Source organism: Saccharomonospora sp. CUA-673, assembly GCF_001942305.1.
Classification (GTDB): Bacteria; Actinomycetota; Actinomycetes; order Mycobacteriales; family Pseudonocardiaceae; genus Prauserella.
This window is the reverse complement of the sequence record NZ_MKKE01000084.1, coordinates 123898-144370: the sequence shown is the minus strand read 5'-3', so window position 1 is coordinate 144370 and position 20473 is coordinate 123898. Positions and strand designations below refer to the sequence as shown.

At 69.6% G+C, this 20473-nt stretch carries 21 protein-coding genes; 13 read left to right on the top strand and 8 right to left on the bottom strand.

Annotated elements, in window-relative coordinates; translation table 11 throughout:
* Positions 1-67: 67 nt before the first annotated feature.
* The 6 genes from BJF85_RS25315 to BJF85_RS25290 all read left to right on the top strand — a co-directional run bounded on the left by BJF85_RS25315 (position 68) and on the right by BJF85_RS25290 (position 8831).
* Complete coding sequence (locus BJF85_RS25315) at positions 68-877, top strand: amino acid ABC transporter permease (protein WP_075850419.1); 810 nt, start codon at positions 68-70, stop codon at positions 875-877.
* Positions 874-1647: an amino acid ABC transporter ATP-binding protein gene (locus BJF85_RS25310; RefSeq protein WP_075850418.1), complete on the top strand. Its 774-nt coding sequence runs from the start codon at positions 874-876 to the stop codon at positions 1645-1647. Before BJF85_RS25315 ends, BJF85_RS25310 begins: the two co-directional genes overlap by 4 nt.
* Positions 1648-1758: 111 nt before the next feature.
* Positions 1759-4101, top strand: a complete 2343-nt coding sequence (locus tag BJF85_RS25305; protein ID WP_075850417.1) for an oxidoreductase — start codon at positions 1759-1761, stop codon at positions 4099-4101.
* Between the two features lie 244 nt (positions 4102-4345).
* Positions 4346-6169, top strand: coding sequence for an NHL domain-containing thioredoxin family protein (locus tag BJF85_RS25300; protein WP_075850416.1), 1824 nt, complete (start codon positions 4346-4348; stop codon positions 6167-6169).
* Positions 6170-6217: 48 nt separating this feature from the next.
* The gene (locus BJF85_RS25295; protein ID WP_075850463.1) at positions 6218-6511 is read left to right on the top strand and encodes a co-chaperone GroES; all 294 of its coding nucleotides are present in this window, start codon (positions 6218-6220) and stop codon (positions 6509-6511) included.
* Between the two features lie 22 nt (positions 6512-6533).
* The gene (locus BJF85_RS25290; protein WP_158057157.1) at positions 6534-8831 is read left to right on the top strand and encodes a VanW family protein; all 2298 of its coding nucleotides are present in this window, start codon (positions 6534-6536) and stop codon (positions 8829-8831) included.
* A 27-nt stretch (positions 8832-8858) separates the two neighbouring features.
* Here the strand turns inward: BJF85_RS25290 and BJF85_RS25285 are convergent, their stop codons facing one another.
* From BJF85_RS25285 to BJF85_RS25275, 3 genes are all read right to left on the bottom strand, one after another.
* Positions 8859-9140 carry a GlsB/YeaQ/YmgE family stress response membrane protein gene (locus BJF85_RS25285; protein ID WP_075850414.1) on the bottom strand — a complete coding sequence of 94 codons (282 nt, stop codon included), beginning with the start codon at positions 9138-9140 and terminating at the stop codon, positions 8859-8861.
* Between the two features lie 364 nt (positions 9141-9504).
* Complete coding sequence (locus tag BJF85_RS25280; protein WP_075850413.1) at positions 9505-11343, bottom strand: acyl-CoA dehydrogenase; 1839 nt, start codon at positions 11341-11343, stop codon at positions 9505-9507.
* Between the two features lie 226 nt (positions 11344-11569).
* Positions 11570-12418 (bottom strand): response regulator transcription factor, encoded by an 849-nt coding sequence (locus BJF85_RS25275; protein ID WP_075850412.1) that lies wholly within the window; start codon positions 12416-12418, stop codon positions 11570-11572.
* 328 nt (positions 12419-12746) lie between these two features.
* On the opposite strand from BJF85_RS25275, the gene BJF85_RS28580 reads away from it, so the two are divergent.
* Positions 12747-12911, top strand: coding sequence for a hypothetical protein (locus BJF85_RS28580; protein ID WP_187346968.1), 165 nt, complete (start codon positions 12747-12749; stop codon positions 12909-12911).
* Positions 12912-12922: 11 nt separating this feature from the next.
* Positions 12923-13252, top strand: coding sequence for an MmcQ/YjbR family DNA-binding protein (locus tag BJF85_RS25270; RefSeq protein WP_255375927.1), 330 nt, complete (start codon positions 12923-12925; stop codon positions 13250-13252).
* Between the two features lie 309 nt (positions 13253-13561).
* Here BJF85_RS25270 and BJF85_RS28325 read toward each other — a convergent pair whose 3' ends face one another.
* Positions 13562-13705: a hypothetical protein gene (locus tag BJF85_RS28325; protein ID WP_158057155.1), complete on the bottom strand. Its 144-nt coding sequence runs from the start codon at positions 13703-13705 to the stop codon at positions 13562-13564.
* 159 nt (positions 13706-13864) lie between these two features.
* The gene (locus tag BJF85_RS28320; RefSeq protein ID WP_158057153.1) at positions 13865-14020 is read right to left on the bottom strand and encodes a hypothetical protein; all 156 of its coding nucleotides are present in this window, start codon (positions 14018-14020) and stop codon (positions 13865-13867) included.
* A gap of 272 nt (positions 14021-14292) precedes the next feature.
* On the opposite strand from BJF85_RS28320, the gene BJF85_RS26950 reads away from it, so the two are divergent.
* Positions 14293-14616 carry a hypothetical protein gene (locus tag BJF85_RS26950; RefSeq protein ID WP_083666698.1) on the top strand — a complete coding sequence of 108 codons (324 nt, stop codon included), beginning with the start codon at positions 14293-14295 and terminating at the stop codon, positions 14614-14616.
* A gap of 97 nt (positions 14617-14713) precedes the next feature.
* Here BJF85_RS26950 and BJF85_RS26945 read toward each other — a convergent pair whose 3' ends face one another.
* From BJF85_RS26945 to BJF85_RS25255, 3 genes are all read right to left on the bottom strand, one after another.
* The gene (locus BJF85_RS26945) at positions 14714-15541 is read right to left on the bottom strand and encodes a hypothetical protein (RefSeq protein WP_139320860.1); all 828 of its coding nucleotides are present in this window, start codon (positions 15539-15541) and stop codon (positions 14714-14716) included.
* A 239-nt stretch (positions 15542-15780) separates the two neighbouring features.
* A complete protein-coding gene (locus tag BJF85_RS25260; RefSeq protein WP_075850411.1) occupies positions 15781-16188 on the bottom strand; it encodes a hypothetical protein in 408 nt (135 codons plus the stop codon).
* A gap of 32 nt (positions 16189-16220) precedes the next feature.
* A complete protein-coding gene (locus tag BJF85_RS25255; RefSeq protein ID WP_255375926.1) occupies positions 16221-17177 on the bottom strand; it encodes an ESX secretion-associated protein EspG in 957 nt (318 codons plus the stop codon).
* Positions 17178-17307: 130 nt separating this feature from the next.
* Between BJF85_RS25255 and BJF85_RS25250 the strand changes: the two genes are divergently transcribed.
* Genes BJF85_RS25250 through BJF85_RS25235 form a run of 4 tightly spaced genes read left to right on the top strand, consistent with a single transcriptional unit; the run spans position 17308 to position 20175 of the window.
* Positions 17308-17835 (top strand): YbaB/EbfC family nucleoid-associated protein, encoded by a 528-nt coding sequence (locus BJF85_RS25250; RefSeq protein ID WP_075850409.1) that lies wholly within the window; start codon positions 17308-17310, stop codon positions 17833-17835.
* Positions 17832-18146, top strand: a complete 315-nt coding sequence (locus BJF85_RS28315) for a hypothetical protein (RefSeq protein ID WP_075850408.1) — start codon at positions 17832-17834, stop codon at positions 18144-18146. The genes BJF85_RS25250 and BJF85_RS28315 overlap by 4 nt, the downstream gene beginning before the upstream one ends.
* Positions 18143-18328, top strand: a complete 186-nt coding sequence (locus BJF85_RS28310) for a hypothetical protein (RefSeq protein ID WP_075850407.1) — start codon at positions 18143-18145, stop codon at positions 18326-18328. Before BJF85_RS28315 ends, BJF85_RS28310 begins: the two co-directional genes overlap by 4 nt.
* Positions 18325-20175, top strand: coding sequence for a WXG100 family type VII secretion target (locus tag BJF85_RS25235; protein WP_075850406.1), 1851 nt, complete (start codon positions 18325-18327; stop codon positions 20173-20175). Before BJF85_RS28310 ends, BJF85_RS25235 begins: the two co-directional genes overlap by 4 nt.
* The last annotated feature ends 298 nt before the right edge of the window (positions 20176-20473 follow it).

The window sequence follows — 20473 nt, the reverse complement described above, 5'->3', positions numbered from 1 at the left end:
TGCCGTGAGGAGCCGGCCTTGCTGAGGCCGGCTCCTTACTGGTGAGCAACGTTTGAGGAGTCGGTCCATGCCGATGTCGCCACGTAAACGGGCGAAGATTTTCCGCGGTGTCCAGTACGCGATTCTCGTACTGATCATCGCGGCCGTGGTGCTGTTCGCGGACTGGGAGACGCTGGGAGACGCGTTCTTCAATCTGGAGGCGATGGGCACCCAGTTCCCGGGAATCATCACCACCGCGCTGGTCAACACGATGATCTACACGGCGCTCGGGTTCGCGCTCGGTCTCGCGATCGGGCTCGTGCTGGCGCTGATGAAGCTGTCGTCGGTCGGCCCGTACCGGTGGATCGCGACGATCTACATCGAGTTCTTCCGCGGCGTGCCCGCGCTGCTCGTGTTCATCGCGCTCGGTTTCGGGGTGCCGCTGGCGTTCCAGCTGCAGTTCAACACGTACTCGACCGCGGCGATCTCGCTGGCCCTCGTCGGCTCGGCCTACATCGCCGAGACGTTGCGTGCCGGCATCCAGGCGGTGCCGAAGGGGCAGATCGAGGCGGCACGGTCGCTGGGCATGTCCCAGACGCGTGCCATGGTCACGGTCGTCATCCCGCAGGCGTTCCGCATCATCCTGCCGCCGCTGACCAACGAGCTGATCCTGCTGACGAAGGACTCGTCGCTGATCTACCTGCTCGGTCTGCTCGGTTCGGAGTACGAACTCGCCAAGTTCGGCCGCGAGGGCATGAACGCGACCAACTCGATGTCGCCGATCCTGCTCGCCGGCCTGTGCTACCTGATCATCACGGTTCCGCTGGGCTACCTGTCGCGGTACCTGGAGCGGCGCGGCGGACGTCAGCGCGACAAGGGACTGGAGGTGTCCGGATGAGTGCCGAGACCAGCGAGGAGATCGTCGAGATCTCCGGGCTGCACAAGGCGTTCGGCAATCTCGAGGTGCTCAAGGGCATCGACCTGAGCGTGCGCCGCGGTGAGGTCGTCTGCATCATCGGTCCGTCCGGTTCGGGCAAGTCGACGCTGCTGCGCTGCGTGAACCTGCTCGAGGAGCCCAACTCGGGCACCGTCGTCGTCGGCGGTTACGAGATGACCGACCCGGATGTCGACATCGACAGGGCTCGCCGGTCGATCGGCATGGTGTTCCAGAGCTTCAACCTCTTCGGACACCTGTCGGTGCTCGACAACCTGACGGTCGCCCAGCGCAAGGTCCTCAAGCGTGACGCCGCGGAGGCCGAGAAGGTCGCGCGGGAGAACCTGGAGAAGGTGGGCCTGGCCGAGAAGGCGTCGTCGATGCCCGACCAGCTCTCCGGCGGCCAGCAGCAGCGCGTCGCGATCGCGCGGGCACTGTCGATGCAGCCCGCGGTGATGCTGTTCGACGAGCCGACGTCCGCACTGGACCCCGAGCTGGTCGGCGACGTGCTCGGCGTCATGCGGCAGCTGGCCGACGAGGGCATGACGATGCTCGTCGTGACCCACGAGATGCAGTTCGCCCGCGAGGTGGCCGACACGGTGCTGTTCATGGACGGCGGGGTCGTCGTCGAGCAGGGCGCACCGTCGAAGGTCATCGGTGACCCGTCCGAGGAACGCACCCAGACGTTCCTGCACCGCGTGCTCAACCCGGTCCACGCCGGCGACCCGACGTAAGCCCCGGCGAAGATCACCGGAACCGGTGATTTTCCCCTGTCCGCGCGGTAGGTTCGCTCTGCGCCATCGCGACGGAGCGTCATCGGGCGGCAGCGGAGAGGGGCGTCACGCATGGCCGGATCGCCGGAACACGCGGAGCGGCCGCGGTACGACCCGTTCGATCCGGACGCCGTGCCGGAGCAGATCGTCGACGCCGCCGAGCTGGTGCGCCCGTTCATAGAACCGGCGTCCGGTGCGCTGCGGCGGTGGCGCAGGCAGTCGACGAACGCCCCGATCGTGCAGGTCGAGAACGCCTACATCACCGGCAGGCTCGACCTGCGCGGCGCCGACCTGCGCTACCTGTTCCGCTTCGAACGGTGCCGGTTCGAACAGGTCCCCGACGTCCGCGAGGCGAACCTGCTGGGCCTGGTGTTCCGGCGCTGCCGCCTGCCCGGTCTGCACGCCAGGAACCTGCGCACCGGCAACGACCTGCGGCTGATCAAGTGCAACATCGAGGTCGACCCCGAGACGGCCGACATCGACACCACGGTGCGGCGCGTCGGCGAGTTCGACCGCGGCCTGCCCGACGCGGCCGTCAACCTCACCGACTCGGTCGTCGAGGGTTCGGTCGTGTTCACCGGCACGCGGGTGCACTATCCGCGGAGCAGGGCGATCCAGGCCGACCGGCTCGTCGTCACCGGCGCGTTCCTGGCGTACCGGCTCAGCGCCGACGGCGAGGTCCGCGTCCCCGGCCTGCGCACCGGAGGCAACGTCAACTTCTCCGGTGCGCGGCTGCGCAACCCCGACGGGTTCGCCCTCAACGCCAACGGCGCGCACATCGGCGGGAGCCTGCGGTGCGAGGTCGAACGCGCCGTGGGCGAGGACGGGGTCCGCCCGTTCTCGGCGGCCGGGCTGGTGTACCTGGCCGGCGCGCGCATCGCAGGTGACATCAACCTCCGCGGAGCGCGGCTGCGCATGAAACAGGGCGGGGCGCTCGCCGTCGACGCGTGGAAGACCGGCGACTGGTACGTCGACCCGTGGCCCGCGCTCGTCGCCGACCGGCTGCAGGTGGACGGCAATGTCGAACTGTCCGACGGGTTCGACGTCACCGGCACGGTCCGCCTGGTCAACTCCCGCATCGGCGGCTCGCTGCGCATGTCCGACGCGCACATCCGCGTGCTGCCGAGCAAGGAGCCGCCGTTCCGCGACCGCGCCGTGCACCTCGACGGCAGCGAGATCAACGGCGACGTGGACGGTCAGCGGATGCGGGTCCGCGGGCAGTTGCGGCTCGCCGACGTCGCGGTCCGCGGCAACGTCCACCTCACCGACGGCACGTTCGTCCACCCCGGACGGGACGTGCTGTCGGCGCGGCGCAGCACCGTCTCCGGGAACATGCAGATCAAGCGCTCGTCGGCGAAGGGGACGCTGCGGCTGATGGGCATGACCGTCGGCGGCAGCATCGACCTGCGGGCCGTCGAGGTCTCCGATCCGGAGATCACCGAGTACGGACACTGGGCCGTGGACCTGCGGTCGGTGAAGGTCGCCCGCAGCGTGCTGCTGACGTCCGAGAAGCGCAGGCCGCCCGTCGTGCGCGGCGGCGTGACCACCGACGGGGCCGCCATCGCGCGGCAGTTCGACGTCACCGACGCCGAGCTGCACGGCGCCCCGAACGACGGCGAGGACCCCAAGGACGGCGTCATCGCGCTCGACGCGGGCGACACGAGCGCCGACGAGTTCGTCCTGCGGCCCGGCTGTCCGCCGCGCGGCAGGGTGGTGCTGTTGCGTTCGCAGTGCGGCACGCTCGACGACTCCACCGAGCTGTGGCTGGCCACCGGCGGGCTCGCACTCGAGGACTTCCACTACGGCGGGCTCGCCGAGCCGATCGCGATCGACGACCACCGTGCCGTGCGCCGCAGGCTCACGCTGCTGCACGACGCGATCGGCGGGTACCGGCCCGGGCCGTACGACCAGTTCGCCGCGATGCTGCGCTCCGGCGGCAACGAGGACCACGCCGACTGGGTGCTGGCGAAGAAGCAGCAGTACCGGTACGAATCGCTCGCCCACGGCAGGCCGGTCGTCGGGCTCGGCGTGCGGCTGTGGAGCCTGCTGCAACGGTGGATGGTCGGGTACGGCTACCGTCCGGTGCGCGCGATCGGCCTGCTGGTGCTGCTGCTCGTCGGCGGCAGCCTGTGGTTCGGCCTCCGCTCCGACGACTGCGTGCACGACCCCGACCACGTCGCCATCAGCGACACCCGCTGCGTCGTCAACCAGGACGACACCGGGCTCGAGTGGAACCCCGTGCTGTACACGGTCGACCTGCTGGTGCCGATCGTCGACTTCGGCAACAAGGGCCGCTGGCACATGGCCGACGAGGACAAATGGGTCTCGACCGCGTTCACGGCCACCGGCTGGGTACTGGCCACCACCGCCGCGGCCGGCATGACCCGAGCCCTCCGCCGAACCAACTCCGGGTGACGCTGCGTGGTGTCACCGGGGCCCGATCGGTGGGCACTCGGACAGAGCATTCGTGCGACTGTCGGTACGACCAGGGCGGCGGCGAGCAACACCGTCCGGTGACCGGCGACGCCGGGTGATCGCTCTCGTGGGTGTAATGGAGCACTGGGGGGCTTAATTTTGGGCTCCGGTGGCGTTCACTTGAACTGTGAGCACTACCGATCGAGACCCCGCAGCAGCTGAACCGACCGCCGCGCGACGCCACGTGCGCGCCCCCGAACTGGCCGGCACCGACTGGCTGAACACGGGCGGACGGCGGCTCCGGTTGGCGGATCTGCGCGGCAAGATCGTGCTCCTGGACTTCTGGACGTCGGGCTGCATCAACTGTCTGCACGTCCTGGACGAGCTGCGGCCGATCGAGGAGGAGTTCGCCGACGTCCTGGTGACGATCGGGGTGCATTCGCCGAAGTTCACCCACGAAGGCGAGTGCGACGCCATCGCGGCCGCCGTCGAGCGCTACGGCGTGCACCACCCGGTGCTGAACGACCCGGCGATGACCACGTGGCAGCAGTACGCGGTGAAGGCGTGGCCGACGCTCGTGCTGATCGACCCCGAGGGCTACGTCGTGCACGTCGCCGCCGGTGAGGGACACGGCGAGGCGGTGCGCCGCGTGCTGGCCGAGCTGGTCGAGACCCACGACGCCAAGGGCACGCTGCGCCGCGGCGACAGCCCGTACGTCGCGGCCGAGCAGGCCGACACCGACCTGCGCTACCCGGCGAGCGCCGTCGTCACCGCGGCCGGGCGGCTCCTGGTCGCCGATGCCGCGGGCCACGGCGTCGCCGAGTTCGCCTCCGACGCCGAGACCGTGGTCCGCCGCTTCGGTAGTGGCGAGCGCGGCGGCCGGGACGGTGCGTTCGACGTCGCCACGTTCGCCGAGCCGTCCGGGCTCACGTTGCTGCCGGAGGAGGTCGCGAACCGGGTCGGCTACCACCTGGTCGTCGCCGACACGGCAGGCCACACGCTGCGTGGTGTCGACCTGTCGACCGGGTCGGTGACCACGGTCGCCGGCACGGGCACGCAGTGGCGCGACGGGGACGACAGCGGCAAGGCCCTCGACGTCGACCTGACCAGCCCGTGGGACGTCTGCTGGTGGGACGAGGCGGGCGGCGTCGTCATCGCGATGGCGGGCAACCACACGCTCGGCGTGTTCGACCCCGTCGAGGACACGGTGCGCAGGCTCGCGGGCACGACCACCGAGGGGCTGCGCGACGGCGCCGCCGGTGAGGCGTTCCTCGCCCAGCCGTCCGGGCTGGCCGTGGGCCGCAACCGGCTGTGGTTCGTCGACGCGGAGACGTCGGCGCTGCGCTGGATCGAGAGCGACGGCCGGGACGGTTTCGACGTCCACACGGCCGTCGGGGTGGACCTGTTCCAGTTCGGGCACCGCGACGGCAAGGCCACGCAGGCGCTGCTGCAGCATCCGCAGGGCGTGGCCGTGTTGCCCGACGGCACGATCGGGATCGCCGACACCTACAACGGCGCCGTCCGCCGCTACGACCCGTCGTCCGGCGAGGTCAGCACCCTCGCGGCCGGGTTCGCCGAACCCGCGGGCCTGGTCGTCACCGACGCCGACGTGCTGGTCGTCGAGACCGGCGCGCACCGGCTGACGCCGTTGGACACCTCGGGTGCCGACCAGGTGGCCGGCGAGGCCCTCGAGGTGCGCAGGCCCGCCACGGTGCTGGCCTCGGGCGCGATGCAGCTGGAGGTCGTGTTCACCCCGCCGCCCGGGCAGAAGCTCGACGACCGCTACGGCCCGTCGACGCGGCTCGAGGTGAGCGCGTCGCCGCCGGAACTGCTGGTCGAGGGCGCAGGTGCGGACACCGACCTGTCCCGCATGATCCGCCTGTCCGGCGATGTCACCGAGGGTGTGCTGCAGGTCGTCGCGCAGGCCGCGAGCTGCGACGTCGACGCCGAACACCCCGTCTGCCGGGTCACACGGCAGGACTGGGGCGTGCCGGTGCGGATCGAACGGTCGGGCGAGAGTGGGTTGAGCCTCGTCATGTCCGGAAATCCCGGAGCCGGGGAGGCCTAACATGAGCGTGTGGTTGAACCCCGGAACGACACGAAGCTCGAGATCCAGATGCTGCACGACCGGCTGCTCGTCCGGCAGCCGTCCGACGAGGGCGAACGGAGGAGCAGCAGCGGAATCGTCATCCCCGCGACGGCGCAGGTCGCCAGCAGGCTCTGCTGGGGCGACGTCCTCGGGGTGGGCAACAACGTCCGCAACATCCAGATCGGTGACCGAGTCCTGTTCAACCCCGAGGATCCGCTCGAGGTGGAGATCCAGGGGGACGGCTATCTGGTGATGCGTGAGCGTGACGTGCACGCCATCGCCAGCGAACGGACCGAACAGGGCACAGGCTTGTACTTGTAACCCGACCACACGGGGAGGGCTGGTGCGCGAGGAGGACGACCGGCCGTGGGACGACCCGGCCCGACCGGACAGCGGCGGCGGTGACGCCGACGTCGGTGCGGCGGACAGTCACGTCCCCGAGGGCGCCCCCGACGGTGCTCCCCCCGGTGGCCCCGGCAGTGACTCCCCCGGTGACTCCCCCGGTGACTCCCCCGGTGCCTCCCTCGGTGACGATTCGCTGGATCTGCCCGACAACTGGCTGCTCTCGCACGATCCCGCGTGGGAGAACGACCCCGGCGCGCCGGTGACCGATCCCGACATGGACCTGCCCGCCGCCGCGTTCTCCGCCTACCCGAGCGTGCGCTACCGCGACGAGGCCGCGGGCGGTCTCGGGGCGGCGAGCGCGGCCGCCCCTCCCGGACTGGCCGCCGACCTGCTCGGTTCGGCCGACGAACGGCCCAGTGGGCGCGGCACGCGGGTCAAACGCGGCATCGGCAAGGCGTTCATGGTCTTCGGCGGCACGGTCGTGGTGCTGCTGCTCGTGTACATGGTCGACCTGATCACCAGCATCGGCGACGTGCCCCGCGGGGTGAGCGTCGCCGGCGTCGAGGTGGGCGGCATGCCGACCGCCGACGCCGAGGCCAAGCTGCGCGACGAGCTGGGCCCGCGGCTGACCGACCCGATGCCGGTGCGCGCCGGGGACGTCACGACGCGGCTCGACCCGGCCGAGGCGGGGCTCGGTGTCGACTGGGCGGGCACCGTCGAGCAGGCCGGAAACCAGCCGATCGACCCGCTGTCCCGGCTGACGTCGCTGTTCACCACGCGCGAGATCGGCGTCGTGTCGTCGGCGGACGAGGACAAGCTGCACCAGGCGGTCACGAAGTTGGCCGAGTCGGAGATCGACCACGAGGTCCGCGAGGGCAATGTCGGCTTCCGCACCGTGACCGGTCCGAACGTCGAGCCCGGCGCGGTCGAGCCGTTCCCGATCTTCCCGCGGCAGGGCCAGTGGCTCACCGACGTCGACGGCGCGGCCTCCACCATCAGGTCCGACTGGCTGGCCGGCAACGCCATCGAGCTCGACGTCGCGGTGACGGAGGCCAGGACGTCCCGGCAGGGCGTGCAGGAGGCCGTGGAGCGGACCACACCGCTCGTGTCGGCGCCGGTGACGGTCCAGGCGCCCGGCACCGACGGTGAGGAGGGCGTCGAGCCGGTCGCCGACAGGTCGGCGACGTTGACCCCGAAGCACATCGCCGACGCCACCCGGCACTCCCCCGGAGAGGACGGCGCGCTGCGGATGACGCTCGACCGGTCGGCGTTGCAGGAGTTCCTCGCGCCCCAGCTGCGGGACACCGAGCGGCGCGCGTCGAACGCCGAGATCGTGTTCGCCGGTGCGCGGCCGTCGGTGGAACCGTCCGAGGACGGCAGGCGGATCGACTGGCAGCAGACGTTCGCCCCGTTCGTCAGCATCGCGAGCAGGGACGACAACCGCACGCTCGACGTCGTCTACGCCACCCAGGACCCCGAGGTCAGCACCGGCGACCTGCGCGGGCTCGGCATCCGGGAGGTCGTCGGCGAGTTCACCACGGGCGGTCTGGGCGGGGCCGCGGCGAGCAACGTCGCCACGATGGCCGACGCCGTGACCGGCACGGTCGTGCATCCGGGGGAAACGTTCCGGCTGAGCGAGGTGACCGGTCCGCGGACCGCGTCGCAGAACTACGTGTCGGCGCCGGTGAACGAGGACGGCACGGGTCCCGACGTGATCGGCGGCGGGACGTCGCAGCTGACCAGCACGCTGTACAACGCCGCCTACAACGCGGGCCTCGAGGACGCCGGTCACACGCCGCACAGCACGTTCCTCGGTCGCTACCCGGCGGGCCGGGACGCCGTGGCGGTGCTGGCGGACGGCTCGAGCGCGGAGCTGGCGTTCACGAACAACCTGCGCAGCGGCGTCGCGGTGCAGGTGACGACGTCGGGCGGCGACGTCACGGTGCGCCTGTGGGGCACGCGGCAGTTCGACGTCTCCGGGCAGACGAGCGAGCGCCGGGACGTCCAATCGCCGCCGGTGCAGCGTGAGCGCGGGCCGGGCTGCGACGCCGCGGCGGGCGCGGAGGGTTTCACGGTGACCGACACGCGGATCGTGACGGCACGCGACAGCGACCGGGTCGTGGACCGTCGGTCGACGACGGTCACCTACGACCCGGTGCCGCGGGTGGTGTGCGAGCGGCCGAACCAGGACCGCCCCGATCAGCGGCCGCGTCCGCGACCCGAACCGGGTTTCCCGATCCTGCCGGGTGACGATGCACGTGCCCAGCAGGTCGACCGGAACGGGCCGCGGAACTGAGTCGGCCGCCGAGTCGGTTGTGGACGACTAGTTGCGGACGGCTCTGCGGTCCTTGCCTGCGAAGCCGGCGACGAGCGATACGCCGACGGCCGCGACGACGAGCTGGGTGAAGAATTCCAGCCACGACCAGCCGGTTCCGTCGGCGTAGCCGATGCCGCGGGCGATGGCGGTGCCGACGAACGCCGCCGCGATACCGACGAGGATCGTCAGCCAGATCGCGATCTTCTGCTTGCCCGGGGCGATGAGCCTGCCGAGCACGCCGAGTACGAGTCCGACGAACACCGCCGAGAAGATCCCGGTGATTGTCATGCTCTGCGCCTCCCGTGTAGGTACCCGCCCGTGACCAGGCGGTCACTGCTCACCTAAGCACCCATGGGAAGCACCCGTGGGCCCCATGGTTGCGTCCAATGCAACCAAGGTGCCCTTGGGCGGAAAGTCCCAAACAGTCGCCGGGCGCCGCTGCCGGCCCGAGTGACGGCCCCGGTGCGCCCGGGGCGACGCCGGCGATCGGGGTGTCAGCCGGTGCCGGAGCGCATGCCCGGAACACGAAAAAGGGCACTCCGGCCGCCAGGGGGATGAACGGCCGGAGTGCCCGGTCCTCGTGCGCTCGGCGTCCGAGCGCTGCGGGGCAGCGCTGCGCAGTACGCGAGCGCTGCGCTCACTGATCAGTCGATCAGAACGCGGCCTCGTCGACCTCCATGAGGTCGTTGTCGGCGGCCTCGGCGATAGCGCGGCGGGCGGTCAGCTCGGGCAGGACCTGCTTCGCGAAGAACGAGGCCACGGCGATCTTGCCCTCGTAGAAGCTCTTGTCCTTGGCGGACGCGCCGTCGAGCTTGCCGAGCGCGATCTCGGCCTGCTCGAGCAGCTTCCAGCCGACGATCAGGTCGCCGGCCGACATCAGCAGGCGCACGCTGTGCTGACCGACCTTGTAGACGTTCTTGACGTCTTCCTGCGCGGAGGTCAGGTTGCCGATCATCGAGCCGAGGATGCCCTGGGTGTCGTCGAGGGCCTGCTTGAGGAGCTCGCGCTCCTTCTTCAGGCGGCCGTTGCCGGCCTCGGACTCGATGAACTTCGTGATCTCACCGGCGATGTAGGTCAGCGCCTGGCCCTTGTCGCGGACGATCTTCCGGAAGAAGAAGTCCATCGACTGGATGGCCGTGGTGCCCTCGTACAGCGAGTCGATCTTCGCGTCGCGGATGTACTGCTCGACCGGGTACTCCTGCAGGAAGCCGGAGCCGCCGAACGTCTGCAGCGACTGCACGAGCTGCTCGGTGGCGCGCTCGGAGCCGACGCCCTTGACGATCGGCAGGAGCAGGTCGTTGACCCGCTCGGCGAGCTTGACGGTGTCCTCGTCGGCCTCGCCGTCCTCCTTTGTCCACACGACGTCCTGGAACGACGCGGTGTACAGGTACACGGCGCGCAGGCCCTCGGCGTAGGCCTTCTGCAGCATCAGGCTGCGGCGCACGTCGGGGTGGTGCGTGATGGTGACGCGCGGGGCTTCCTTGTCGGTCTGCCGCGTCAGGTCCGGACCCTGCTCACGCTCCTTGGCGTACTCGAGCGCGTTGAGGTAACCGGTGGACAGCGTCGCGATGGCCTTGGTGCCGACCATCATGCGCGCGTACTCGATGACCTGGAACATCTGCGCGATGCCGTTGTGCACCTCGCCCAGCAGCCAACCCTTGGCGGGCGTGCCGTGCTGGCCGAACGTCAGCTCGCACGTGGTGGAGACCTTCAGGCCCATCTTGTGCTCGACGTTGGTGACGTAGGCGCCGTTGCGCTCGCCGAGCTCACCGGTGCCCGAGTCGAAGTGGAACTTCGGCACGAGGAACAGCGACAGGCCCTTGGTGCCGGGGCCGTGGCCCTCGGGGCGGGCGAGCACCAGGTGCATGATGTTCTCGGTCATGTCCTGGTCGGCGGAGGTGATGAACCGCTTCACGCCGTCGATGTGCCACGAGCCGTCCTCCTGCTTGACGGCCTTCGTGCGGCCCGCGCCGACGTCCGAACCGGCGTCCGGCTCGGTGAGCACCATCGTGGCGCCCCATGCGCGGTCGATCATGATCTGGGCCCAGCGCTGCTGCTCCTCGGTGCCGTTCTCGTCGACGACCATCGCGAAGTTCGGGCCGGCCATGTACATGTACAGCGCCGGGTTCGCGCCGAGGATCAGCTCCGAGGCGGCCCACTGCACCGACGGCGGCAGGCCGAAGCCGCCGAGCTTGTTGGTGAGGCCGATGCGCCACCACTCGCCGTCCCACAGCGCCTGGTAGCTCTTCTTGAACGACTCCGGCAGCGTGGCGGAGAAGGTCTTCGGGTCGTATACCGGCGGGTTGCGGTCCGCGTCCTCGAACGACTCGGCCAGCGGGCCGACGGCGAGGTTGTTGAGCTCGGACAGTACGCCGCGGGCGGTTTCCTCATCGGACTCCGCCAGCACGCCCTTGCCGAGACGATCCTGGATGCCGAGGACCTCGAAGAGGTTGAACTCCAGGTCTCGGACGTTGCTCTTGTAGTGGCCCATGTCGTCGCTCCGTACGAGGGTTGTTCGGGATGTGGCGGCTGGGCACTGCGGTGACGTCCGTGTGCCGTCCAGGGTGTGAACAGCGTGGGACACGGCCCTACTCGCCGGTAACTTGAGGATATTACCCCTAAGTAACCGACGGCAACCCGGGGAAGCTGTTTTCTGGGTCTCGTCCGAACGCCGTCGACCGGTCGGGCGCCGGATCGCTACGCCGCCTGCCCGATCCCTACGCCGTGACGCCGCCCGCGCCGGGTGTCGTCGGCCGCACGGCGGCCGCTGCGGGCGGCGCCGCCGGCGGCGTGTGTTGCGGCGGCGGAGCCGTGACGGCGCCGTCGGCCGACGGCGCGGTGCTCTCCTCCGGACGCGGAATGAGGATCCCCGAGCGGAACGCCTTGGTCACCGCGTGGGTGCGGTCGCGGGCGGACAGCTTGCGCAGAATGCTCTTGACGTGCGTGCGCACCGTCTCCACCGACAGGAACAGCGTCTTGGCGATCGCCGAGTTCTCCAGACCTTCGGCGACCAGCTGCAACACCTGGTACTCGCGGCGGGACAACGGCATCTGCTGCCGCTGGCCGGGATCGGTGCCCTCGGCCGACGACTGGCGCTTGGGGCGCGCGGTGAGCGCGGCCAGCGCGGGGTCGGTGTAGCGGCGGTCGATGTGCGCCCGGCGGATCGCCTCGGCGAGCCGCCGCGGTTCGGCGGTGCGCGGAACCGTGGCGTGCGCGCCGGCGGTCGCGGCCGTCGACAGGAACTGGGGCGTGCGGTGGGCGTCGCGCACGAGGACGACGACCACGAGGGTCGGGTCGCCGTCACGCAGCAGCCGCACCAGGTGGCAGTGCGGGTCGAAGCCCGAGTCGAGGATCACGATGTTCGGTCGCAGCTGTTCGCACAGCTGGAGCGACGCATGGTGGCTCGCTGCGTGGCCCGCCCACTGCAGGCCGGGTGTCTTGCTGATCAGGACGTTGAGACCTTCCCGGAAGACCGGGACGGGATCCAGTGCCGCAACCGTCAGGGTGCGGGTTCCCGCTGGTCCGGGACTGCCCGTGGGGCGGCCCCTTTCGATGCCGTGCGCCATACATCACTCCGTCTCCGCACGTCCAATGGACGCGTTCGCCGCCGTGTCGCCACGGTCCCCCGGCGAGATCTGCTCGCATGCCGTTCGTTGAGGTGACTGGCGCGTGCTGACCTCATGACGCGATGAGCCGATGTTTATTCAGTTGATAGCCGGAGTCTGCCTCGTTCGTTGCAGTTCTGCCCGATAAGGCGCGCAAATGGTGGACGCCGTTGGTCGGGAAAAGCTGCAGGCAGAGGTCGGTTCCGGCCGACCGGACGCGGGTGGCGTGTGAGCGGATGCTCAGGTACACTCTGTGATCTGCCGCACACACCACATCAAAGGAGATGGCGTGTACCTGGCAACGGTCATCAGCCTCTGCGTGCTGATCCTGGTCGGCGCGGCCGTCCTGGTCGTGTGGGAGGACCGGCGCGCGGCGAAGCGGCATGCCCGCACGCGCCACGCGCGCCTCGTCGCTCTCGGTGAGATCGATCCGCGCGTCGAAAGGGCGTTGTGATTTCGAGTCCGGTGAAGTGGGAAGACGTGGTGGCGTTCGCCACCGAGTTGCCGGAGGTCACGGAGTCGACGCTGTACGGCACGCCCGCGTTGAAGGTGGGCGGCAAGAGTTTCGCGCGACTGCGCACCGAGGCCGAGGGTGGCCTGGTCCTCATGTGTGGTCTGGACGCGAAGGAAACGCTGCTCGCGTCGGGTGATCCGGCGTTCTCCACCACTCCGCACTACGACGGCTGCGGTGTGGTCGTCGTGGACCTCGGGCTCGTCGACGCGGCCCGGCTGCGCGAGCTGGTCGAGCAGACGTGGCACCGCAAGGCGTCCAAACGCGTCAAGGCCCAGCTCTGACGAGGCCGAGTCGCACGTCCTGAACGCACGGCTCCTGTCCAGCGCACGGCTGTCCAGCGCATGGCTGTGATGGGCACGAGCGCGCCGGCGGTTCGGGGTTGCCGTCCGGCGCCGCTCGTGTCCGCACGACGGCCTGCGTCCTGCCTGCTACGTCTCGAAGCTCGCCACGAGTCGGGACGGAGCCGGGTCTTTCGAAGTCGGGGGCTTCGAACCCGGGTCCTTCGTGGCGGTCGGGGGTCTGTCGAGGCGTTGCTCGGGGTTGGCGGGACCGGCCGAGGTGTACGCGTGGTGCCCGTTCGCGGTTCGGGGTTACCGCGAGGGGCTCGGTGAGAGCACCACGAGCGAAACCAGCAGCAGGAACGCAAGTCCTGCCACCAGGAACGCCAGCACGCCGGTGACCGACCATGCGGCCAGTCCTGCCAGTCCGAGCGTGCCCGAGGTAGATGTCCACATGGGCCATCTCCGTATCGGTCGGGGGATGTGTACGGGGTTCGTCCGGCGTATCGACGTTCGCCCCCGTGCCGTTATCACCCCGTGACATCGAATGGCATGGATCACCCGATCGGCGGGCACGTGTCAGCTGACCTGCAGTGACGCGGAGTGTCCGGCGTCCTACTTCCAGTTCTCGTCCTTGTTGTTCTCCCAGTCACCGATGACCGGCGGGGCGATCGCTTGACCGGCGGCGAAGAAGTCCTCGTCGTCCTCCAGGTAAGCGGCGACGCGGTGTTCCTTCTCCTCCTCATCCTTCTTGCCGCCCATCGGTGCCATGCCGGGTGCCATCCCGCTCCCGGCACGCCACCCGCGCCTCGCCCGGTCGCAGCGGCGGGGCCGCTCGCGGCCCCGCCGGGCTGGCCCGAGGCCCCGGATGCGCGCGCCCGCGACAGCGCCGCCCGGCACGTTGCGCCCGGCACGTGTCCGCGCCGGGCCGGCCCCCTGCGGCCGAGCCACCGGCGCCTCCTGCGCCGAGCGCACCGCCCGCCCCGAGGCCGCCGGCACCGATGCCGCCGGCGGCGCCCGGGCCGCCGCCAAGCCTGTTGGATATGTCGCCGTTCGTACCGCCGTTCCAGCCGGGCGTGCCGTGGCCTGTCCTGACGTCCGGCACGTCGATCCGCGGCGGTGTGTACGAGGACGAGCCGGTGGTGTCGGTGAACTCCGGCGGTTCGACATCGGGCACGGAGACGCCGCTGTGGGTGCCCCCGATGGCGTTCCGGTCGTTCGGGATCGGCGTGTTCGGCACGTACCGGCCCGGGTCCGGCGAGATGTCGTTCGACGAGATCGCGCCCGAGGGAACGCCGCCTGCCGGGATGCCGTCCGTTGTGCCGGTCATGGATGCGTCCGGGATCTGTGCGATGTGCGGCTGGTAGTCCGCGCCGTGGCTCCCGCCTCCGGCATCACCCGTCACGTTCCCGGCGCGTGCGCCCGTGTCCTCGATACCGAGGCCATGGGCGCTCGTACCGCCGGTCATGCCGCCGGCGGGCGCGCCGAGACCGTCGCGCCGGCGATTCCGTCCGCGACGGCGTTCGCCCCGGCACCGGCGCCGGCCATCTCGGGGCGGTTGCCGGACTCGTTCAGGCTCCGCAGGTCACCCCGCCCGGCGTCGACGCCGCCGGCAGCGGCACTCGCTCCTCCTGCGCCGGCCAGTTTCGGTGGCGCCATGAACAGCGGCATGTCGGTAGCGCTGCCCACGGTGTCGTCGAACTGGTTCATGATGCGCGCCGCCTGCTCGCGAGCCGCTTCGCTGCGTTCCTGGTTGGCGAGTTCCTGCATGGTCGCCGCGGCGAGCTGACCAGGGTCCGAGATCGACGCCAGACGCGCGTTCGCCGCCGATGCCGAGAAGGGCACCGGCGGGTTGTCCGCCATGGCCTTCTGCGTCTCGTTGAGAGTCTGGGAGTGGGTCTGCTGCTGCCGGCCGGTGAGAACCGAGCCCTGGGCGGTGCTGCCCAGCCACTGGGCGACCTGTGCCAGGTGGCGTCGCGCAGCGTCACCGGCTTCGCCGTGCCAGTCGCCGAGGCTGTCGTTGATGGCATCCGCGACGGCCTTCTGGTGCAGGGTGAGCTCGTTACCCAGGCTGACCCATTCCTCGGACGTCTCCGCGACCGTGGCGGAGTTGGCGTTGCTGTTGAGGGTCTCGACCATCTGTTCGTGGGATGCGTTGTCCCACAAGGATTTCGGCACGTCGCCCATCTGCCGGATGTCGATACCGTCGGGCAGGCTCTCCTTGGCTTCGTCCACCTTGTTCTGGTACACGGCCTGGGTGAGCGGATCACGGAGGCCGAGGTTGCTGAACACGTTCAGCGGGAACCGCTCGACCTCCTCCTCGGCCTCCCGTCGCAGGTCGTGGCCCGACATCGCCGCTGTTCCGATGTCACCGGCGTAGAACGTCGACGACGAGTCAGCCGTGACATCGTAATGGGGACTCGCCGGGTCGTATTCGGCGCTCTGCGGGTCGGAAACGGCGCGGGTCTTCTCGTCTACTGTGGACTGAGCCACGGCGCTGGCACCTCATTCTGGTGAAGTGGAACGAGATTTCAAGGTTGGGCGTGGAAATCGCTCAGCGTCGACTTCGTCGAGGCGTCGGTGTCGGTGTACCGTCGCTTGGCTTCCCGGATGGCTTCGATGTACTGCGGCAGTTCGGCGCGCGCCTGCCGCAGCTGGGTGAGCAGTCCCTGTTCGTCGGAGGCCGTGTTGACCGTGTGCCGGGCGACCCACTGCGCGGTCTGTGTCGAACTAAGCTCCGGCGAGCGGGCGAGCTTCTCGATCGTGGACCACCGTTCCTCCAGGGCATCGACAATGTCCTCGAAAGCCTGGATCATGCGCTCGCCCGTGGAGTCGTCCACACTGAACTGGCCGCTCTCGGCCAGATCCTTGAGTTCACGGCCGCTCAGCATCCGAGCGGTCGGCGCCTGTTCGGTAGAGGCTGCGGCGTGGTCGTTCATCACTGGCTCCGAAACTCGGTACGGGTCGGCATTCAGTACAGGTCTGCGACGAGGTCGCGGATAGCTCTCGACAGGTCGGCATATCCCGTCGGCTCGTACCGCGCGACCAACTCGTCGCCGGTTTCCTCGATGTGGATCAGATGGCGGCCGTCGTCGGTGTCGACCCAGCTGAGCAGGCGGCGCGTCGCCCTGCCCCCGTGCCCGGACGCGACTATCCGACCGACGCCCATGCGCTCACCCGAGAGGGCTCGACCCAGTTGCTGCTCCTCGGTGAGCGTGCTGCCGCGGGATCTGCGCGGTGTCTCGGTCATCCGGACGATCTTCAGGTTGCCGAAGGCTTGGGTCTCCGCCTCTTCGTGGTCCCGTTCGGCTGCCTTGTGTGCGGAGTAGGCCGAGCGATACTTGGCGGCACTGTGTCTGATCGTCGCCCCGGCCCCCGGCGCGGCTCCCATGCGCGGTAGTGCGTCGGCGACGGTGCCGAGGAAGTCGTCGTCGGACAACGACGTGAAGTAGAGCTCGTCCTCGCCGTGCCGTTGGGTGATTCGGAGGGCCTCGGCGCCATCGGTGACCAACAATGCCGCGATGTCATGCTGGCGAGCGTCGATCCCGCTCACGGCAACGGAAACACGATGATCGGCGAGCAACTCGAACGCCCTCTTCAGGCGCGGGTTCGGCTCGCCGCCCGATCTTCCGGCGAGCAGGCCGCGTTCGGCCAGGCGGTCACCGACGCGAGCCGCCAGCCCGCGCAGTCGGTCCCGATCGATGGTGGTGTTGCGAATGCGCAGTGGGAAACGCCGAATGTCGACGCCCAGGGCTTGTCCGACGACACTGGCCTCGACGCTGCCGAGGACGAAGTCGTACTTATCGGACACCGTGTGTTGCCCGCCTTTCCGAACGGAGTGCCTGACTCGCAGAGCTGGCCCGAACGCTAGCAACGCCCGCACCGCAACGCATATACCGGAGGGCGAATCGGGCAGGAACGTGCTCATGTGAGCGGATGTTGTTCGAATTCGAACCCGAGGCTGGTCCCGTCGTCGCGTGAGTGGAAGGCTTCGGGCGTGACCGCCGAGGACTGTCCGCTGTGGACATAGGAGATCTCTCGGAGATGCGAGGAGAGTGGTGGAACCGAATCTGAGGCCCGGCGAGGACCTGCAGCACTATCTCGAGCGGCAGGCGGGCCAGATGCAACAGCAGGCGCATGAGCTGCAGGAGGCGATGGCCGCGGCGGCGGCGACGGTGACGTCGCGGGACGGCGCGGTCACGGTGTCACTGGCGCCGAACGGAGCACTGCGCAGCATTCAGCTCGGCAAGCGTGCGTGCGAACTGGGCGAGGCGAGACTGACGACCACGATCATGGAGACCGTGCGTCAGGCGCAGAGTCAGACGGCGCGGGCCGTGGTGCGTTCGGTGGAGTCGATCACCGGAAACCAGGAGGCCGTCGAGATGATGCGGAGCTTCCTGCCTCCCGACCCGAACGCCGACGAGTCGACCGAGCGGGACAAGTTCGCACCGGAGGCCGACGCCGAGGAAGCCGCGAAACCCCGGCCGCCGCACACCGCCCAGCAGCCACCGCAGTCGACACCGAGGCCGGAGCAGCGGCGACGGCCGCCCCAGCGTCCGGACGACGAGGAGGGGAATCCCTGGTGAGCGGCCAGTACGAGGTCGAGGACACGGATGTCTTCGACCCCATGGAGAAGAGGCTGGCCTCGATGTCGGACGAGGTGCGTGAGATCGGCGACCTGGTGGCCGGGATGATGCTCGATCCGGGCCTGTTCGGTGTCGGCGTCGGCCAGGTCATCGGCGCCGCCGCGTCGGACGCGTGCAGCAAGACGGGCGAGGCGTTGCGCGACTACGGCGAAACGATCGACGTGCACAAGGAGAAGCTCAGCAACGCCCGGGAGTCCTATATGGAGCAGGAGCGCAGCGTGCAGGCGGCGATGTCGGAGTACGACCTGTGAGCGACACGAAGGAAGAGGCGGACGAAGACAACGACTACGCCGACAACGTCGATTACCGGCCCGGCGACATCTGGCACGACCCGAAGGACCTGATCGAGAGCGACGACACGCGCACGCTCGGCTGGGCATCGGCAACACGATCGACTCCCTGCACGTCGCCGTCCAGGACGGCGACACGGTGACTGCGGGCATCGCAGGCGCCGGTCTGGCTTTCGATGTCCTCGGTTTGGTGATCGACCCGCTGGGCACGGTCTTCGCCGCGGGGATCGGATGGCTCATCGAACACGTGACGCCGTTCCGTGTCCCGCTGGATCTGTTGCTGGGCGACCCCGAGGGCATCAAGACGGCGACGTCTGCTCTGGAGGATGCCAAGGACAAGGTCGCGGCCTGGGCGGAGGACGTCCGGAGCGACCTGAGGAAACTGATGGAGTCGTGGTCGGGCGCGGCCGCGGAGGCGTTCGACAAGACCACCAGCGAGCTCGCGGACGGTTTGGACGCCTTGAGCGAGTCGCTCCAGTCGACGAGCAAGACCATGGAGATCTGCGGTGCCGTCATCGGCGCCGTGCGGGGGATCATCCGCGACATCGTCGCTGGGGTGCTCGGCGGCATCATCGCCGGCGCGCTCGCGGCACTCGCGGCCATGCCGTTCACGTTCGGCACGTCGGTCGGCATCTTCCTCGGCACCGTCGCAGCGACGGTGGGGATCGCGCTGGGCAAGATCGGCATCCACGTGTCGACGTTGTCGAGGAACATGGACGACGCGGCCCGGGCGGTCGGCGACGTGACGAGGGCGACCACGTCCCTCTCGGACGACGCGGCGCGGGCCGTGGGAAGTGGTGTGGGTGGGGGCATGCCCTCCGGCGGAGGCATCAGCAGCGGCGGTGCGACGCCCAGTACCGGCAGGGCTCCGGATGTGACCGCCCCGAGTGGCACGGTCCCGAGCGGCACGGGCCCGAACGGTGCGGGTTCGAGTGGCGCGGGTTCGAGCGGTAGCGGTTCCAACGGGCCGGGTGGGGACACCGTGCCCGGCGGCGGTTCCCGAGGGGCTGGCCCCGCGGAGAGCACGCCGGGCGGCCCGTCCGACTCCGGTCCGGATGGCACTGGTCCGGGTGGTGCCGGTCGAGACGGTGCGGACAGTGATGCTTCGAGCGTGGCATCGGGTGACGAGGAGTTCTTCGACGCCCCGGCGTGGCCGGGGCAATCCGACTCCGGTCCGGATGGCACCGGTCCGGGTGGTGCCGGTCGAGACGGTGCGGACAGTGATGCTTCGAGCGTGGCATCGGGTGACGAGGAGTTCTTCGACGCCCCGGCGTGGCCGGGCGACTCGCCGTCCCCGGAGGGGCAGGCACCCACGCCCGGTTCGCCGGGCGAGCACACGTCGGGCGGGCAGGGTTCGGGCGGATCGATCTCGGATCGGCTGGGAGGCGGCACCGACAACACGCCAGCTGCTTCGGATTCGTCGGCCGCGCCCGACAGTCCAACTGCACCGGACAGTCCGACCGCGCCGGACAGTGGCTCCGGCAGCACTCCCGACAGCCCGGCCGACGGGGTGGCTCACGAAAGTAGCGGTCCTGACGTGCTTCCCGCCGACCGGCCGGGGACCGACGTCGACAGCGGTCCGGATCGGCCGCACGGTGACCAGGGACCGGGTGACCAGGGGCCGGGTGACCAGGGTCAACCCGGCAACGAGGCCGGGGACGGAAAGAGCTGGCTCAAGGACGGCCCGGACAAGGTCAAGCAGTTGTTCGTCGATGGGGCGAAGGAGTACGGGAACGGTATTGATGCCGGGAAGCTCGCACAGTTCGAACGTGGCCTCGACAAGACCTTCAACATGACGCCGGAAGGGCTCAAGGCGGCCGGTGTGGACCCGCAGGTCGTGGACCGTTTCGTCGAGGTCTCGAAGACCATCACGGATGCGACTCACAGCCCTTCGGCGCTCGCGGTGAAATCCGGGATCGACCTGGTTCGCAACGCATTGCTTCCGCAGTTGAAGGAGGCGGGGATCCTCGGCGGCGAGGACGACGAGTAGAGCACTGAACATCCCGCGACGGCCTGTTCGACGAACCGGGCCCAGTCGGCGGCCGACCTCGGAGGCAGCGGACTCTCCGAGGTCGGCCGCCTAGGAATTCGCGCAGGCTCGAGGTCAGCACGTCGTGCGTGGGCGTTATACCCGAAAACATCTCGGAGTCCGTGTCGACGTTCCAGGCTTTCCGTCGACGAGTCGACAACAGGGGTGTCATCACCGACAGCCCTGCGAAAGGCGTGTTATACGGGTGAGGACCTGATCGAGCTCATTCTCGTTCCGTTCGGTCCGAAATTTCGGACTT

Bases quoted from the DNA above. Each gene is read 5' to 3' on its own strand.
- BJF85_RS25295 (WP_075850463.1), top strand. From the start codon at position 6,218: ATGCTGCACGACCGGCTGCTCGTCCGGCAGCCGTCCGACGAGGGCGAA.
- BJF85_RS25255 (WP_255375926.1), bottom strand. From the start codon at position 17,177: ATGAGCACGTTCCTGCCCGATTCGCCCTCCGGTATATGCGTTGCGGTG.
- BJF85_RS25280 (WP_075850413.1), bottom strand. From the start codon at position 11,343: ATGGGCCACTACAAGAGCAACGTCCGAGACCTGGAGTTCAACCTCTTC.
- BJF85_RS25260 (WP_075850411.1), bottom strand. From the start codon at position 16,188: ATGAACGACCACGCCGCAGCCTCTACCGAACAGGCGCCGACCGCTCGG.
- BJF85_RS25285 (WP_075850414.1), bottom strand. From the start codon at position 9,140: ATGACAATCACCGGGATCTTCTCGGCGGTGTTCGTCGGACTCGTACTC.
- BJF85_RS25315 (WP_075850419.1), top strand. From the start codon at position 68: ATGCCGATGTCGCCACGTAAACGGGCGAAGATTTTCCGCGGTGTCCAG.
- BJF85_RS28325 (WP_158057155.1), bottom strand. From the start codon at position 13,705: ATGTGGACATCTACCTCGGGCACGCTCGGACTGGCAGGACTGGCCGCA.
- BJF85_RS25310 (WP_075850418.1), top strand. From the start codon at position 874: ATGAGTGCCGAGACCAGCGAGGAGATCGTCGAGATCTCCGGGCTGCAC.
- BJF85_RS25305 (WP_075850417.1), top strand. From the start codon at position 1,759: ATGGCCGGATCGCCGGAACACGCGGAGCGGCCGCGGTACGACCCGTTC.
- BJF85_RS25275 (WP_075850412.1), bottom strand. From the start codon at position 12,418: ATGGCGCACGGCATCGAAAGGGGCCGCCCCACGGGCAGTCCCGGACCA.
- BJF85_RS26950 (WP_083666698.1), top strand. From the start codon at position 14,293: ATGTCGCCGTTCGTACCGCCGTTCCAGCCGGGCGTGCCGTGGCCTGTC.
- BJF85_RS28320 (WP_158057153.1), bottom strand. From the start codon at position 14,020: ATGGCACCGATGGGCGGCAAGAAGGATGAGGAGGAGAAGGAACACCGC.